Genomic DNA, 15,844 nt, shown 5'->3' on the forward strand with positions numbered 1-15,844 from the left:
TCGGTGCGGTCCGCGCCCCGCCGCCGTCATGTGACCTCCTGGGGGCAGTGGCCTCCCGGTCAGGGGGCGTGGGCGCCGGAAAGGGCCGTCCCACGGGTACCCCGCGCCGGGCTCGCCACCACGCCCCCCTCACCACCACATCGGCTCCCGGCTCCTGGCCGCGAATCAAAACGGCCCGTCGCCGCGTTTCCAGAACCTCGGACCGCGGATCGAGGAGATGCGCCGCCCGCCGGGGTGGCCAGCGCCCTGACGCCGCCAATCTTCGGCGGCGCCTCCGTCCGGTGGCGCTTCCCTCCGTCCCGCGCGAGGGAGGACCCATGGATCCGTCCGCCGACGCCTCCGGCCCCGCCGAGCCCCACCCGCTGAGCGGGAGCGAGCGACGGGAGTACGAGCGGCTGCGCGGGGCCGCGGCCGTACGCCACCGGCGGCTTCGCCACGCGGGCGCGTGTGTGCTGCTCGTCCTGGCGGTTCTGCTCTCCCCGCTCGCCGTCGTCGCCACCTGGCTGCACGAAGAGATCACCGACCCTCACCGGTATGTCCAGACCGTCGCCCCGATCGCCAGGAACCCCGGCGTCCAGTCCACCGTCACCAACCGGCTCACCAAACGCGTGGTCGACCGGGTCGACGTGCCCGCCATCACGGCCCATCTCGCCAGGAACCTGGACAAGACCGGAGCCCCGTCCGTCGTCGTGGACGGCACCCGGATGCTCGGCGGGCCGCTGGAGAGCGCCCTCACCAACGCCGTGCACCGCGTGGTCCACAAGGTGATCGCCAGCGATCAGTTCCCGTTGGTGTGGGACGCGGCCAACCGCCGCGCCCACGCCGCCGTCGTCAAGGTCCTCACCGGTGAGGGCACCAGCGCGGTCCAGGCCCGTGGGAACGCGATCGTCCTGGACATCGGCACCCTTGTCGACAACGTCAAACAGCGCCTCGTCCGGGCGGGCTACGAGAAGGCCGCCAGGATCCCGCACATCGACCGGCAGTTCACGCTGGTGCGGACGGACAAGCTGGACGAAGCACAAGGCGCGATGCGCCTCCTCGACATCGTCGGCATCTGGCTGCCCGCCGTGACGATCGTGCTCGCCGCGCTCGCCGTGTGGGTCTCCCCCGCGCATCGGATCACGCTGCTGGCCGCCGGGATCGGCACGGCGGTGATGATGATCGCGCTACTGGTCGGCCTGGCCGTGGTGCGCGGCGTCTACCTGGACTCCGTCCCGCCCACCACGACCCTGCCCCGGGGCCCGGCGGCCTTCATCTTCGACACGCTCGTACGCTTCCTGCGCGAAAGCACCCGCACCCTTCTCGTCGTCGCGATCGTCACCGCGCTCGCCGCGTATCTGTACGGCCCCGGGCGCGGGGCCCACGTCGTGCGCTCGGCCGCGGCACGCGGCACCGGCGCCATCGGCCGGGGCCTGGCTCGCGTCGGAGCCCGCACCGGGGGCTTCGGCCGCTGGCTGGACACCCATCGGGCCTGGACCACCGGCGTGGCGATCACGGGCGGCGCGCTGGCCCTGGTGCTGTGGAACCACCCCACTCCGGCGTCCGTCGGGCTCGTCCTCGGCATCGTGGTGGGGGTCCTGGCGCTGCTCGGCGTCCTCGCCGGGGCGTCCGGGCCAGCGCCGAACGGCCCCACGGCGAGCGGCCCCGCGGCGTCCGGGCCAGCGGCGAACGGCCCCGCGCCCGACGGCCCCGCGGCGGGCGGCCGTCCCGGGCATCCCTGACGGCCGGGCGGTATGCCATGAGGGCGCCGCGGACGCTGTGGGAGCGCGTCACGACCGCGATCGGCGGCGGCCCGGCCGCCCGGTTCCTGGAGCGGCTGGTGGCGGTGAACGTGCTGGAAGCCGCCACCCGTCTGGCGGCCCAGGCGTTCCTCACCGCTCTCCCCCTGCTGATGGCGGTGGCGGCCTTCGTCCCCGATACGCTGCAGAACCTCCTGGCCGACTCCCTGCGCTCGGTGGTGGGCGTGCGCGGTGACGTCCTCGACGAGGTGCGCCGTACGTTCACCACCCGGGGAACGGCCAAGAACACCTCGGGGATCGTCGGACTGCTGGTCGCCCTGGTGTCCGCGACGGCGTTCAGCAGGGCGCTCCAGGCGATCTGCGAACGGTGCTGGGGGCTGCCCAGGGCGGCGGTGCGCGTCACGGCGTGGCGCTGGCTGCTGTGGCTGCTCGTCTGGCTCGCGGTGCTCCTCGTCCAGGCGCCGGTGCGCAAGGGGTTCGGTACGGGCATCGTGTCCGGGCTGGCGCTGTCCCTGCTGTCCGCCGTTCTGCTGTGGTGGTGGACCCAGCATCTCCTGCTGAGCGGCCGCGTCACCTGGACGCACCTGCTGCCGGGCGCCGTGCTCGCCGGTGTGGGGACCGTCCTGCTGGGTTACCTCTCCCGGCTGCTCATGCCCGTGGCCATGGCCCGCAGCCTCGCCGACTTCGGCCCGCTCGGCCCGGTTTTCACCCTTCTGACCTGGCTGATCGTCGTCTTTCTCATCGCCGTGGCCGGTCTCGCGGCCGGGCCGGCGGTGACTTCGTCGGCCTGGTACGCACGGACTATCCGCCCGCTGCGGGGACGGGAACGCCCCTGAAGGCCGCCTCGAATATCGTTCGAGAGCGGGCGTTCCGCACTGCTAGCGTCCCTCACGTGGCGAAACTCAATCAGATCATCGCAGTGGAGAAGGGCGTCAAGTCCAAGACGCAAGCGGACCTGACGGCGTCCCAGCGCCGGCTGGACAAGCCGGTGCTGCTGGCGGGGATTTCCCGGACGTATCAGCCGAAGGACGAGGAGGGCGAGCAGTTGCCGCCCGAGTCGACGCGGGTGCAGGTGAAGGCGGAGGACATCCTTCGGGAGACCGCGACGACGCTGACCCGGCTGTTCGATGTGACCGCCACCAAGGACTGGACGAACTGCGAGGCCCGCGCGGACATCGAGGTCGAGGGGCGCACGCTGCTGCGTGAGGTGCCGGTCTCGTATCTGCTGTTCCTGGAGAAGCAGCTGACGGATCTCGCCACCTTCATCCGCAGGCTGCCGACCCTGGACGCCGCCGAGTCGTGGTCGCTCGACCCGTCGACGGACTGCTGGAAGACCGAGGCGGTGCGGACCGTCCGCACCAAGAAGGTGCCCAGGAACCATGTGAAGGCGGAGGCCACGGAGAAGCACCCGGCGCAGGTCGAGGTGTACTACGAGGACATCCCGGTCGGCTACTGGACGACCGTGAAGTTCTCCGGCGCCCTCCCGGCGCGGCGCGTCAACGAGGTGCTCGACCGGGTGGAGAAGCTCCAGCAGGCGGTCAAATACGCCCGCGAGGAGGCCAACGGCGTCGAGGTCACCGATCAGCGCGTGGGTGAGGTGGTCTTCGGCTACCTGTTCGGGTAGCGTCATGGACTCCCCGGCCGCCGGGTCAAGCGGCGGTGCGGGGTGCGCGAGGAGCGCAAGCTGATACTGAAGCTCGTCGTGATGCACGCGGTTGCGTTGGGAGGTATTGACCACCTCCCCGAGCACTTGGTCACGAGAGGGGACGGTCCGTCCCAGGAGGTAGCCGGGTTCAGCCCCCGGTCTTCGAGCGGACCGTGCGCCCGTGGCACGCGTTCAATCTCAGATTCTCGCTCCAGCCTCAGCATTCGCCGCCGATCGTCTCACCGACCGGGCACGGGCTCGGTCGTCGGATGCCGGTTCGAATCCGGCCCGCCCCGCTTCGTGGAGCGGTAGTTCAACGGAAGAACACGACGACATCAGACTGACCCGTTCCCATCCGGGCGGGCGTGCGCAGTTGGGCGGCATCACAGGGCCCGGGGGATGGCCAAACCCTCGGGTCCGCTTCTCCTCCCGCCCGTCCCCCTTGGTGTGGCGCCGAACGGCTGCGGATCGCGATCCCGTCCCAGTAGGGTCCTGCGTACGAGAGGGGGAATAACACCCGTGTATTCACCCGTTCTTGACCCGAGGTAGGCGCCATGCTGCACGGCATCGACGTGAGTTCGCACCAGTCCACGTTCGACGCGGACGGACTGGCCTTCGTCTTCATCAAGGCCACCGAAGGCCGGTCGTACATCAACCCGAAGCAGACCTCGCAGGCGTCCCGGGCGCGCAAGGCGGGATGTGTCGTCGGCTTCTACCACTTCCTGTGGCCGGGCAACATCTCGGCGCAGGCGCGCTACTTCGTCGAGAAGTGCGCGTCCCAGAAGCACGATCTGCTCGCCGTGGACTGGGAGACCACCGGTTCCGGGACCCGCGCCAGCAACGCCGAGAAGGACCGGTTCATCCGCGAGGTCAAGAAGCTGCGGCCCACCCACCGGGTCATGCTCTACTGCAACCGGAACTTCTGGCTCAACTACGACACCACGTCGTACGCGGGCGACGGCCTGTGGATAGCGGACTACGTGACGGCGGGCAAGCCGCGCATCAAGGCGAAATGGCGTATCCACCAGTACACCGACCGCCCGCTGGACAAGGACGTGGCGAACTTCTCCAGCAAGTCCGCGCTCCAGGCATGGGCCGACCCCAGCCGGGCGGCGCTCACCGCCGATGAGGAGGCGGAGGACATGGCGGAGGTCCACACGGCGGAGGACGTGGCGGACGAGACCTGACCGGCCCCGCCCCGGGCCCCTCGGGGGCGTTGTCGGTGGGGACGCCTACGCTGCCCGGTATGAGTTACGCAGACCTGCGCGAACTCCGCAGCGCGCTCACCACCGCGTCGGACATCGCCTTCTCGCTGGACGCCGCACCCTCCGGGCCGGAGACCGAGCTGCTCACCGACGCCCTGCGGCGGGCGCTCGCCGCGGCGGGATCGCTGACCGCCGAGCACGGATCGACGGGCTGCCCGGAGCATCCGCGCGGGGCCGTGGATCCGCTGTACGGGGATCCGGACGACCCGCTGCCACCCGGCTACGGCCGCTGTCTGCTGTGCAATGACCGCAGACGGCGGGCAGGCGCACAGCGGCGCGGCTGGCGCTGAACGCGCCGGCCGCGCCGCCGTCCGTACGGCCTGTTCTCAGGCGGTCTTCTCGCCGCTCTTGTTCTGGGCCGCCCAGAACTCGTCGAAGGTGAGCAGCCCGTCACCGTTGGAGTCGTGGGCGTTGATGACGGCCTGGGCGACGGGCTCCGTGACATACGGGTCCCCCAGCTGCGCCATCACGCTCTTGTACTCGGCCGCGGTGATCTGGCCGTCACCGTTGAGGTCATACCGCTCGAACGCCTTGCGCGCCGCCTCGATGTCCGCCACCTGTTCCGCCCCTTCCGTGCGTTCCTTGACCCGCACAGATTAGCGGTCGGGGGTGGCCGGTTCGTCCCGGCCGTGTCACGGCGCGCTCGGCTTCGGTGCGCGGCCTCGGACTCCGCGCGGTGCGCGGCCTCAGACTCCGCGGCGCACCCGGCTCCCTCCGTTGACCAGCCTCATATAGCGGTCCCAGTCCCACAGCGGGCCGGGGTCGGTGTGGTCGGTGCCGGGGACCTCCACATGACCGATGACGTGGTCGCGGTTCTTGGGGATGCCGTAGCGGTCGCAGACGGCCGCGGTCAGGGCGGCGGACGAGGCGTACATCTCGTCCGTGAACCACTTGGGGTCGTCCACCCAGCCCTCGTGCTCGATGCCGATGCTGCGGTTGTTGTAGTCCTTGTTGCCCGCGTGCCAGGCGACGTCCTTCTCCCGGACGAACTGCCCGATGTAGCCGTCGGCCGAGGCGACCATGTAGTGGGTGGAGACCTGCTTGGCCGGGTCCTGGAAGATCTTCATCGCGTCCGGGAAGGTCTCCTGCGTCACATGGATGACGATGAAGTCGATCGGATACGAGGTCGGGCGGCTGGAGACGCGGTAGTTGGCGGTGGAGGCCGGGATCCAGTGGGTGGGGGGATAGGCGGCCACGCGGCGGCGGTGTCTGCCGTCGGCGTGGGCGGTGGTGGCCGTCGCGGCCGTGGCGGCGAGTCCGGTGGCGGCGGTGGCGAGATAGGCGCCCGAGCGGAGCAGAGCGCGCCGGGTGGGGGTGCGGCCGTGCGCTTCCATGGAGGGTCTCCCGAATGTCGTAGCGGGGACAAAGGGGGTGACGCGTGGGGGTAGTGACGCGCGTAGCGCGGTTCCATGGTGGGTCCTCGGCAGGGCCATGCCAAGGACCGACGGGCAAAGAAAGATTTCGTGTCACGGTCTGGACCACTGGAGTTTCGAAAGAATCAGGTCGACAACGAAGGAAATTTGCCGTTCTACCCGCCATTAACAAGGCAAGTGTTACACCTCACCTTGGGTTGGCTTGGAACTGCTCTACCGTCTCTGCGATAGTCGGGGCCGCGACCCCCATTGACCCGAGCGAGGTCGCTTCCCCCGAATGCCACGGCGAACACCCCTTTCGCGCCATGGCCGGGAACGGAAGGGGTCCCCATGCCGTCGGCGCACGACGACACGGGGACCCCTTTCAGCCTCTTTCACCCTCCGCGTGAGGTCCGCATCGGCGCACGCACCATCAGTTTTCGGCCACTCGCATCTCGAACCAGGTCGTCTTGCCGCACGGCAGCAGATCGACGCCCCACCGCTGGGAGAGCTGGTCGACCAGCATCAGCCCGCGTCCGCTGGTGTCCAGCTCCCCCACCGGCATCAGACACGGCAGCCCCCGGGACGGGTCGCGGACCTCGATCCGGATCCAGCCGCGCCGCCGCAGCATCCGCAGCCCGAAGGTGCGGGCACCGGTGTGCCGCACGGCGTTGCCGACGAGCTCGGAGACCAGCAGCACCGTGTGCTCGGCGAGCTGAAGGCCCAGCCCCCAGTCCCGCGCCACCACGAATTCGGCCATCCTGCGGGCGGTCCCCGCGGACTCGGGGCGGGAGGGCAGCCGCACCTCCTCGCACGCCGGGTTCCCGAAGAGGTCAAGCGCTCTGAGGGCCAGGTCGTCCTCGACGGACGGCGCCCCCCGCACCGCAGCCGTACCAGTGCGCTGCTGCGGCTGCTCCATTCCCTCCAAGCCCGCCATGCCCCCCATCATGGCCGCCCAAAAGGCCATCCGGGGCGGAACCGTGGGATTCCGAACACCGGAGCCCCAGGCTCCATAAATCCGATCCGACATATGCCAAGGGCAGTTGGGGAACCGCAACACCCCACCTGACCAGCGATGTCACCGCGCGTACGCGTGATCACCCAGCGTACCGGACCGGGTCAGTCGAGGGCCGATCGTTGGCGAAGAAAATTCGCTCGCACGGGGCATACGCGACTCCACGCGACTCCACGACCTCGGCCGGGGTGGCTTCGCCAACCCCGGCCGAGGCGATCGGAAGCGGTCGGGTGTCAGCGGAACGTGGCCTTGCCCGGCCCGTCCTCGACAAAGCTGCGCATCCCGATCTCCCGGTCCTCGGTGGCGAACAGCCCGGCGAACCAGTTCCGTTCGATGGCGAGACCGCTGTCGAGGTCCGTCTCCAGCCCCCGGTCCACCGACTCCTTGGCCGCGCGCAGCGCGATCGCCGGGCCCTTGGCCAGCTTCGCCGCCCAGGCGTGGGCCTGCTCATAGACCTCCTCGGCCGGTACCACCCGGTCCACCAGGCCGATCGCGAGCGCCTCGTCGGCCTTGACCTGACGGCCCGTGAAGATGAGGTCCTTGGCCTTGGCCGGGCCGATCAGCCGGGCCAGCCGCTGGGTGCCGCCCGCGCCCGGGATCAGGCCGAGCAGGATCTCGGGCTGGCCGAGCTTGGCGTTCTCGGCGGCGATCCGGAAGTCGGCGCACAGTGCCAGCTCGCAGCCGCCGCCGAGGGCGTAGCCGGTGACGGCGGCGACCACGGGCTTGGGGATCCGGGCCACGGCGGTGAAGGACTCCTGTAGATCACCGGAGCGGACCACCATCGCGGCATGGTCCATCTCCCGCATCTCCTTGATGTCCGCGCCGGCCGCGAACACCTTCTCACCGCCCCAGATGACCACCGCGCGCACGTCGTCGCGGCGGGTCACCTCGGCCGCGAGCTCTCGCAGCCGGTCCTGGGTGGCGATGTCGAGCGCGTTCATCGGGGGGCGGTCAAGGCGGAAGGTGGCAACGCCGTCGGCGACCTCGAGGTTCACAGTCATGAGCGCAGGTTAGCGTCCGCTAACAAGGGAGCGGAGGGCCGGGGGCGGCGTCGGGACGCCCCCGACAGGGCGCCCGGGCACCGGCCGGGGTCATGCCTTCCACTTCTCCCAGGACATGTTCCAGCCGTTGAGCCCGTTGTCCGGCTGGATGGTCTCGTCATCGGAGTTCTTCACGATGACCACATCGCCGATGATCGACTTCCGGAAGAACCAGGACGCCGGGGTGGAGGAGTCCCCTCCGCCGCGCTGGTCGAACAGGCCCACACAGCCGTGGCTGACATTGGCCGAACCGAACGTGGGCCGCCCCGCCCAGTAGTTGCCGTGGATGAAGGTGCCGGAGGTCGACAGCCGCATGGCGTGCGGCACGTCCTTGATGTCGTACTCCCCGTCGAAGCCGACCGTGGCGCCGTCCATCCGGGTCACCGGATGCTTCTCGCTGATCACCATCTTGCCGTTGTAGGTCTCGTGGCCGGGCGCGCCGGAGGTGATGGGAATGGTCTTGATGGTCTTGCCGTCCCGCTTGACCGTCATCTTCTTGGATTTGGCGTCGACGACGGAGATCTGGCTGCGGCCGATGGTGAACGTCACGGACTTCCGCTGCTCGCCGTACACCCCCGGCCTGCCCTCGATCCCGTCGAGGTCCATGCGGAGCGTCACCTTGGTGCCGGGCTTCCAGTACTCCTCCGGCCGGAAGTCCAGCCGGTCGTTGCCGAACCAGTGGCCCTCGATCGGCACCGACGGCGAGGCGCTGACCTTTATCCCCTTCTCCACGTCCGCCGGGTGGGTGATGCCGCGGGTGAAATGGAGCGAGACCGGCATGCCGACGCCGACCGTCGTGCCGTCCTCCGGGGTGTAGATGCCCACGAAGGTGTTCTTGGGACGGAGAGTGGTGAAGGTGGCGTGCTCGCTCGTGGTCAGACCGTGGGCGTCCTTGGCGGCCGCGTCCACGGTGTAGGTGGTGTCCGAGCGGAGATGGGCGTCGGGCCGCCAGCTCTTCCCGCCCTGGGCGATCTTCCCCTCGACCGCGGTGCCCTTCGCGTCCTTGACCCTGACCGAGGACAGGGTGCCCTTCGCCGAGGTGACCTTCAGGGCGCCGCTGGTGTCCACGCCCTTGGCGCCGTCCTTCGGCGCGATGGTCACCACGGCCCGGGAGGTCTTGGGCCGGTCGCCCTTGCCGTCCTTGCCCTTATCACCGTCGTCGCCGGAGCCACCGCCGCCGCACGCGGCCACCGCCATCAGCAACGCCCCGAGCAGCAACGCGAGAAGCCCCTTGCGGCCGCCCCGCGCCGCCCCCGGTATCCGCCGCACCGTCACAACAGTTCTCCCCTCCCCAAGGCCGCGCCCCCGCGGCAACCCCGATCACGCGCAGGCGCGCCTGGCGATAGGTAATCACACGCCGCCGACAGTGGACTCCCCTCGATGGTCACGTTTCAGTCCCAGGCGGGAGGGGTTCCACGACGATCGGCCGGGGGCACCTCCCAGCGGTGGCCGGGGAAGACTGAGGCGCCCCGGCGGGGGCACCTCCCAGCGGTAGCTGGGGGAGAACCGAGCCTTATAGAAAGGGGATTGCGGGCAGAACAGGTGGGAGGGCGGGGGCCGGGCCGTGCGGAACGGGACACCGCGGGCCCACCGGCCCGCCATGAGGTGCTGTCCGCCTCCCTCCCACGGGGCGGAGGCGGTTGGCCGCGAGCCGCGGAGGCCGATGTGTCCAGCGCAGCCGAGCAGGAGACGCGTACAGCCCAGCAGGCGACGCGCGACGGCTCCCCCGTACGCCCCTCGGCGACGGCGGTGGGGCACCCCGTCGGCCACCGCACCCCGGCCGTCGCGCCGCGCCGCGACCGGACCACCGCCCCCGCGGCGGGCCCCGCCGTCCTGCCGGGCAGCCCGGAACCGCTCGGCGCCCGCCCCTGCCCGGGGCCTGACGGGGCGTGGGGGACCAACTTCGCGCTCTGGGCGGGCGGCGCCGAGGCCGTCGACCTCTGTCTGTTCGACGACGACGGCCAGGAGCTCCGCTGTCCGCTCACCGAGCTCACCCATGAGGTCTGGCACGGCTTCGTCCCCGGTGTGCTGCCCGGCCGCCGCTACGGCTACCGCGTACACGGCCGCTGGGATCCCTGGACCGGCGCCCGCTGGAATCCGGCGAAGCTGCTGCTGGATCCGTACGCCCGCGCCGTGGACGGGGACTTCGCGCTGCCGGCGGAGGTCTACGGACATGTGCGGGACTGGCCGCAGCAGCATGTGGCGGACACCGTACGGGACGATCGCGACTCCGCCCCGTACGTCCCCAAGGGCGTGGTCACCGGCGACGACGCGGCGGACGGCGCGCCCGACGAGTGGACCGAGGACCGGCGGCCCAAGACGCCCTGGGCCGAGTCGGTGATCTACGAGCTCCATGTGCGGGGCTTCACCATGCGCCACCCCGGGGTGCCGCCCGAGCTGCGCGGCACCTACGCGGGGCTGGCGCATCCGGCGGCGGTCGAGCATCTGACCCGGCTCGGGGTCACGGCGGTGGAGCTGCTGCCGGTGCATCAGTTCGCCCATGAGGACCATCTGCTGCGGCGTGGCTTACGCAACTACTGGGGCTACAACTCCATCGGCTACTTCGCGCCGCACGCCGGTTACGCGGCCGACGGCACCCGGGGCCAGCAGGTCGCGGAGTTCCGGCGGATGGTGCGGACCCTGCACGCCGCCGGGATCGAGGTGATCCTCGACGTCGTCTACAACCACACCGCCGAGGCCAATGAGCTGGGCCCCACCCTCTCGCTGCGCGGTGTGGACAACCGCGGCTACTACCGGGTGCAGCAGGACCCGCGCCGCTACGCCGACTTCACCGGCTGCGGCAACACCCTCAACGTCCTCCAGCCGCAGGTGCTGCGGCTGATCACCGACTCGCTGCGCTACTGGGTCACCGAGATGGGCGTGGACGGCTTCCGCTTCGACCTGGCCAGCGCGCTCGCCCGCGCCGCGCACGGCGTGGACATGCTCTCGCCCTTCCTGGCCGTGATCGCGCAGGATCCCGTGCTGCGCCGGGTCAAGCTGATCGCGGAGCCGTGGGACGTGGGCTCCGGCGGCTATCAGGTGGGCGCCTTCCCGCCGCTGTGGGCGGAGTGGAACGACCGCTACCGCGACGCGGTGAGGGACTTCTGGCGCGGGGCGCTGCCCGATGTCCGCGAGCTGGGCTACCGGCTCTCCGGCTCCAGCGATCTGTACGAGCGCGGTGGCCGCCACCCGTACGCCTCGGTCAACTTCATCACCGCACACGACGGTTTCACCCTGCGCGACCTGGTCTCGTACGAGCGCAAGCACAACGAGGCCAATGGGGAGGGCAACCGCGACGGCTCCCCCGACAACCGCGCCTGGAACTGCGGCGCCGAGGGCGAGACCGACGACCCCGGCATACGCGCGCTGCGCCGCCGCCAGCTGCGCAATCTGCTGACCACCCTGCTGCTGTCCACCGGGGTGCCGATGCTGGTCGCGGGCGATGAGCTGGGCCGCACCCAGGGCGGCAACAACAACGCGTACTGCCAGGACAACGAGACCGGCTGGCTGGACTGGTCGCTGCTGGAGGACCCCGGCTGGCGCGCCCTCACCGAGCTCACCGCCCGGCTGATACGGCTGCGCCGGGCCCATCCGGTGCTGCGCCGCCCGGCCTTCTTCTCCGGTCTGGCCCGGCCCCCGGAGGGGCTGCGCGACCTGGCGTGGTTCACCCCGCACGGCACCGAGATGACCGAATCCGACTGGTACGCGCCGACGACCGCCCTCGGGGCCTATCTGTCGGGCCGTGAACTGCCCCAGCGCGATCCGCACGGCGCCCCGGTCACCGACGACAGCTTCCTGGCGCTGCTGCACGCGGGCCCGCGGCCGGTCTCCTTCACCCTGCCCGGACCGCCCTGGGCCCGGGGGTACGAGCTCCTGCTGGACACCGCCCGCGAGGAGCAGGACGCGCCCCCGGGCACACTCCTCGCGGCGGGCGCGCCCATCGAGCTTCCGGAACGCTCGGTCCTGCTGCTGCGCGCCCTCACCTCCGTGGACCTACGCCAAAAAACCGAGTGAGCACTGTCAGTGGCGGACCGTAGTCTCCCCACTGATGGCTGTGACGAGTGAACCCCGCGCCCAGGAAGGCGGTGCCGCCCCGCGGCACCGCTCCGCCACGCGTTCGCTCCTGCGGCTGTGGCCATATGTGCGCCCGGTGCGGGCGCGGCTGTTCGGCGCGGCCGGGGTGGCGGTCGTCGCCTCCTGTATGGGGCTGGTCATCCCGCTGGTCCTCAAGTGGATGGTGGACGGGCCGGTGGCCCACCGGGACCCGGGCGGGGTCTGGCTGGGCGGTGCGCTGCTGCTCGCCCTCGGCACGGCCGAGGCGGGGCTGTTCGGGCTGCGGCGATGGCTGGTGGGGCGGCCGCTGGCGTCCGTCGAGGCCGCGATGCGCGCCGATCTCTACCGCCATCTCCAGCGGCTGCCGGTCTCCTTCCACGACCGCTGGGCCTCCGGGCAGCTGCTGTCGCGGGCCACGACCGATCTGATGCTGCTGCGGATGTTCCTGGCCTTCCCGCTCACCTTCCTGGTGGTCAACGGGGTGACCATCCTGGCCGGGTTCGCCATTCTGCTGTCCCAGGAGTGGACGCTGGGCCTGGTCCTGGTGATCCCGGCGGTGCCGCTGGTGATCCTCTGCTCGCTGTTCGAGACGCGGTACTCGACGGTGGCCCGCACCGTGCAGGACCAGACCGGCGATCTGACGACGGTCGTGGAGGAGGGCGTGCTGGGCGTCCGGATCGTCAAGGGCTTCGGCCGCCACCGCAGCCAGGCCCGCGCCTTCCGCACGCTGTCCGAGCAGGTCCGCTCCACCGAGCTGCACAAGGCGCGGCTGCTGGCCACGCTCTGGGCGCTGATCATGACCCTGCCGGAGCTGGCGATCGGCGCGGCGCTGGTGCTGGGCACGGTGCGGGTGGCCGACGGGGATCTGTCGGCGGGCACGCTGGTCGCCTTCCTCTCCACCGCCCTGACGCTGCGCTGGCCGGTGGAGTCCCTGGGCTTCCTCCTCGCCATGAGCCAGGACGCGGCCACGGCCACCGACCGCTACTTCGACGTCATGGACGCGGAACCGGCCACGGCCGCCGACCGGCTTCGGGCCGAGCCGTCGCGGGAGGGCGGCCAAGAGCGGGAGCGCGGCCAAGAGCGGGAGGGCGAAGGCGGGCTCCGGTTCGAGGGGGTGGAGTTCGCCTACGCGGACGCGCCGCCCGACGAGCCGCCCGTGCTGCGCGGGGTCGATCTCCACATCCGGCCCGGCGAGACCATGGCACTGGTCGGGGCGACCGGTTCCGGGAAGACCACCCTCACCGCACTCGTCCCCCGGCTCCATGAGGTCACGCGCGGCCGGATCACCCTCGACGGCCGGGACATCACCGCCCTCTCCCGGGAGGAGCTGCGCGCCCTGGTGGCCGTCGCGTTCGAGGAGCCCACGCTGTTCTCCGCCACCGCCGGGGAGAACGTCCTCATGGGCGCCGCCGACGCGGGGACGGAGGAGCTGCTGCGGGCCCTGAAGGTGGCGCAGGCCGACTTCGTGCACGCCCTGCCGGAGGGCACCGACACCGAGGTCGGCGAGCAGGGGCTGAGTCTGTCCGGCGGTCAGCGGCAGCGGCTCGCGCTGGCGCGGGCCGTCGTGGGCGGCCCCCGGTTCCTGGTGCTCGACGATCCGCTGTCCGCCCTCGACGTACACACCGAAGCGCTGGTGGAGGCGGCGCTGCGGCGGGTGCTGGCGTCCACGACCGCGCTGGTCGTCGCCCACCGGCCGTCCACCGTGCTGCTCGCCGACCGGGTCGCGCTGCTGTCGGGGGGCCGGATCGCCGCCGTCGGCACCCATCAGCGGCTGCTGCGGCAGAGCGCGGAGTACCGCTCGCTGATGTCCGGGCAGGAAGCCGAGGAGGGGGAGAGAAGCCCATGACCACGGTCGAGGAGGAGCGGGAGAGCGCGGACGACTGGGACGGCGAGGACGGGGGCCGGGCGGCGTCGTCCGACGACCCGTTCGACCGCGATGTCCTGCCGGTGCCCAAGGGCGCGTCGTTGGCCCTGCTGCGCTCGCTGCTCTCCCCGCGCCGGCAGCGAGTGTGGCTGGCGGCCGTTCTGCTGCTGCTCCAGCAGGCCGCCGTCCAGGCGGGTCCGCTGCTCGTGGCGTACGCCATCGACCGTGCCGTGCCCGCCTTCCGCGACGGTGGCCACGGCCCGCTGATCGCCGTCGGCGCGGGCTATCTGGGCTGTGCGCTCGCCTCCGGGGCGCTGCAGTACGCGTTCATCCGCGCCTCCGCCCGGATCAGCCAGGACGTGCTGCTGGATCTGCGCGGCCGGATCTTCCGCCATGCCCAGGCGCTGAGCGTGGACTTCCACGAGCGGTACACCTCCGGCCGGCTGATCTCCCGCGCCACGACGGACGTCGAGTCGCTGCGCGAGCTGCTCATCGAGGGCCTGGAGGAGCTGCTCGGGGTCGCCCTGTCGGTGGTCTACATCTCCATCACGCTGCTGTATCTGGACTGGGGCCTCGGCGGGGCGGCCGTGCTCTCCTTCTGGCCGCTGTATCTGCTGATCCGCTCCTTCCAGCGCCGCTCCATGCGGGTGTACCGCAAGCGGTCGACGGCCATCGCGGCGGTCATCGTGACGTTCACCGAGACCATGAACGGCATCCGCCCCGTGCAGGCGTTCCGCCGCGAGCGCGCCAATGACGCGCGCTTCGGCGAGCAGAACCACCGCCATGAGCGCGCCAATGGGGACGCGATCCTGGAGATGGCCCGCTATGTGGTCAGCTCCCGGCTGGTCGCCAACGCGGCGGTGGCCGCCATCGTGCTCTGGGGCGCCTACCGGGTGGCCTCCGGTTCACTCGCGCTCGGGGTGCTCGCCGCGGCCACGCTGTATCTGCGCAGGCTGTACGACCCGATCGACCGGCTGGGGATGTTCCTCAACTCCTACCAGTCGGCTGCCGCCTCGCTGGAGAAGATCGCGGGCCTGCTGGCCCAGCGCCCCTCCGTGCCCGAGCCCGCGGACCCCAGGCCGCTGCCGCCGCGCCCGACGAAGGCCCCCGGCCGGGAGGTGGTCTTCGACGGGGTGCGCTTCGCCTATCGCACCGGCGGCGAGGTGCTGCCCCGCTTCGACCTCACGCTGCCCGCCGGGCAGACGGTGGCGGTGGTCGGGGCCACCGGCGCGGGCAAGTCCACCCTGGCCAAGCTGCTGGCCCGCTTCTACGACCCCAGCGACGGCCGGGTGCTGCTCGACGGGGTGGATCTGCGCGAGCTGGCCATGCCCGAGCTGCGGCGCGGTGTGGTCATGGTGACGCAGGAGGCGTTCCTGTTCTCCGGCACGGTCGCCGACAACATCACCATCGGCCGCCCCGACGCCACCCGCGCCGAGATCGAGCAGGCGGCGAAGGCGATCGGCGCTCATGACTTCATCGCCGCGCTGCCCGACGGCTACGACACGGATGTGCGCAAGCGCGGCGGCCGGATCTCCGCCGGTCAGCGCCAGCTGGTGGCGTTCGCCCGCGCGTTGCTCGCCGACCCGTCCGTCCTCATCCTCGACGAGGCCACCTCCTCCCTCGACATTCCCGGCGAGCGGGCGGTGCAGCGCGCCATGGACACGGTGCTGCGCGGCCGTACGGCGGTCGTCATCGCCCACCGGCTGTCGACCGTCGAGACGGCCGACCGGGTGCTGGTCATGGCCGACGGCCGGATCGTCGAGGACGGCCCGCCGGACCGGCTGATCGCGGGCGAGGGCCGGTTCGCGGCACTGCACCGGGCGTGGCGGGACAGCTTGGTGTGAGGCGGGGGCCGGATTCGAGGTGAGGCG

Annotated in this window: 13 protein-coding genes; 8 read left to right on the plus strand and 5 right to left on the minus strand. The window is 71.4% G+C overall.

Going from position 1 to position 15,844, the window contains the following annotated elements; all coding sequences use genetic code 11:
- The first annotated feature begins 317 nt into the window (after window positions 1–317).
- The 5 genes from ACMTAK_RS17190 to ACMTAK_RS17210 all read left to right on the plus strand — a co-directional run bounded on the left by ACMTAK_RS17190 (window position 318) and on the right by ACMTAK_RS17210 (window position 4,939).
- Complete coding sequence (locus tag ACMTAK_RS17190; RefSeq protein WP_413807040.1) at window positions 318–1,721, plus strand: hypothetical protein; 1,404 nt, start codon at window positions 318–320, stop codon at window positions 1,719–1,721.
- Window positions 1,722–1,738: 17 nt separating this feature from the next.
- The gene (locus tag ACMTAK_RS17195) at window positions 1,739–2,575 is read left to right on the plus strand and encodes a YhjD/YihY/BrkB family envelope integrity protein (RefSeq protein WP_413807041.1); all 837 of its coding nucleotides are present in this window, start codon (window positions 1,739–1,741) and stop codon (window positions 2,573–2,575) included.
- 56 nt (window positions 2,576–2,631) lie between these two features.
- Window positions 2,632–3,363 (plus strand): DUF7873 family protein, encoded by a 732-nt coding sequence (locus tag ACMTAK_RS17200; protein ID WP_413807042.1) that lies wholly within the window; start codon window positions 2,632–2,634, stop codon window positions 3,361–3,363.
- 575 nt (window positions 3,364–3,938) lie between these two features.
- Complete coding sequence (locus ACMTAK_RS17205; RefSeq protein ID WP_413807043.1) at window positions 3,939–4,571, plus strand: glycoside hydrolase family 25 protein; 633 nt, start codon at window positions 3,939–3,941, stop codon at window positions 4,569–4,571.
- A 59-nt stretch (window positions 4,572–4,630) separates the two neighbouring features.
- Entirely contained in the window at window positions 4,631–4,939 is a 309-nt protein-coding gene (locus tag ACMTAK_RS17210) for a hypothetical protein (RefSeq protein WP_020868286.1), read from the plus strand.
- Window positions 4,940–4,975: 36 nt separating this feature from the next.
- Here the strand turns inward: ACMTAK_RS17210 and ACMTAK_RS17215 are convergent, their stop codons facing one another.
- The 5 genes from ACMTAK_RS17215 to ACMTAK_RS17235 all read right to left on the minus strand — a co-directional run bounded on the left by ACMTAK_RS17215 (window position 4,976) and on the right by ACMTAK_RS17235 (window position 9,331).
- Window positions 4,976–5,206 (minus strand): EF-hand domain-containing protein, encoded by a 231-nt coding sequence (locus ACMTAK_RS17215; RefSeq protein ID WP_037960901.1) that lies wholly within the window; start codon window positions 5,204–5,206, stop codon window positions 4,976–4,978.
- Window positions 5,207–5,335: 129 nt separating this feature from the next.
- Window positions 5,336–5,983: an N-acetylmuramoyl-L-alanine amidase gene (locus tag ACMTAK_RS17220; protein WP_413807044.1), complete on the minus strand. Its 648-nt coding sequence runs from the start codon at window positions 5,981–5,983 to the stop codon at window positions 5,336–5,338.
- Between the two features lie 451 nt (window positions 5,984–6,434).
- Window positions 6,435–6,938, minus strand: coding sequence for an ATP-binding protein (locus ACMTAK_RS17225; RefSeq protein ID WP_413807045.1), 504 nt, complete (start codon window positions 6,936–6,938; stop codon window positions 6,435–6,437).
- A gap of 311 nt (window positions 6,939–7,249) precedes the next feature.
- Window positions 7,250–8,017, minus strand: a complete 768-nt coding sequence (locus ACMTAK_RS17230; protein WP_413807046.1) for an enoyl-CoA hydratase/isomerase family protein — start codon at window positions 8,015–8,017, stop codon at window positions 7,250–7,252.
- A 90-nt stretch (window positions 8,018–8,107) separates the two neighbouring features.
- On the minus strand, window positions 8,108–9,331 hold the full coding sequence (locus ACMTAK_RS17235; RefSeq protein ID WP_413807047.1) for a L,D-transpeptidase: 1,224 nt from the start codon (window positions 9,329–9,331) through the stop codon (window positions 8,108–8,110).
- Window positions 9,332–9,721: 390 nt separating this feature from the next.
- Between ACMTAK_RS17235 and glgX the strand changes: the two genes are divergently transcribed.
- Genes glgX through ACMTAK_RS17250 form a run of 3 tightly spaced genes read left to right on the plus strand, consistent with a single transcriptional unit; the run spans window position 9,722 to window position 15,817 of the window.
- On the plus strand, window positions 9,722–12,070 hold the full coding sequence (gene glgX, locus ACMTAK_RS17240; protein ID WP_413807048.1) for a glycogen debranching protein GlgX: 2,349 nt from the start codon (window positions 9,722–9,724) through the stop codon (window positions 12,068–12,070).
- A 34-nt stretch (window positions 12,071–12,104) separates the two neighbouring features.
- The gene (locus ACMTAK_RS17245; protein WP_413807049.1) at window positions 12,105–13,955 is read left to right on the plus strand and encodes an ABC transporter ATP-binding protein; all 1,851 of its coding nucleotides are present in this window, start codon (window positions 12,105–12,107) and stop codon (window positions 13,953–13,955) included.
- On the plus strand, window positions 13,952–15,817 hold the full coding sequence (locus tag ACMTAK_RS17250; protein WP_413807050.1) for an ABC transporter ATP-binding protein: 1,866 nt from the start codon (window positions 13,952–13,954) through the stop codon (window positions 15,815–15,817). Before ACMTAK_RS17245 ends, ACMTAK_RS17250 begins: the two co-directional genes overlap by 4 nt.
- Window positions 15,818–15,844 lie beyond the last annotated feature (27 nt).

Source organism: Streptomyces lacaronensis (genome assembly GCF_047337785.1).
Taxonomy (GTDB): Bacteria; Actinomycetota; Actinomycetes; order Streptomycetales; family Streptomycetaceae; genus Streptomyces; species Streptomyces lycopersici.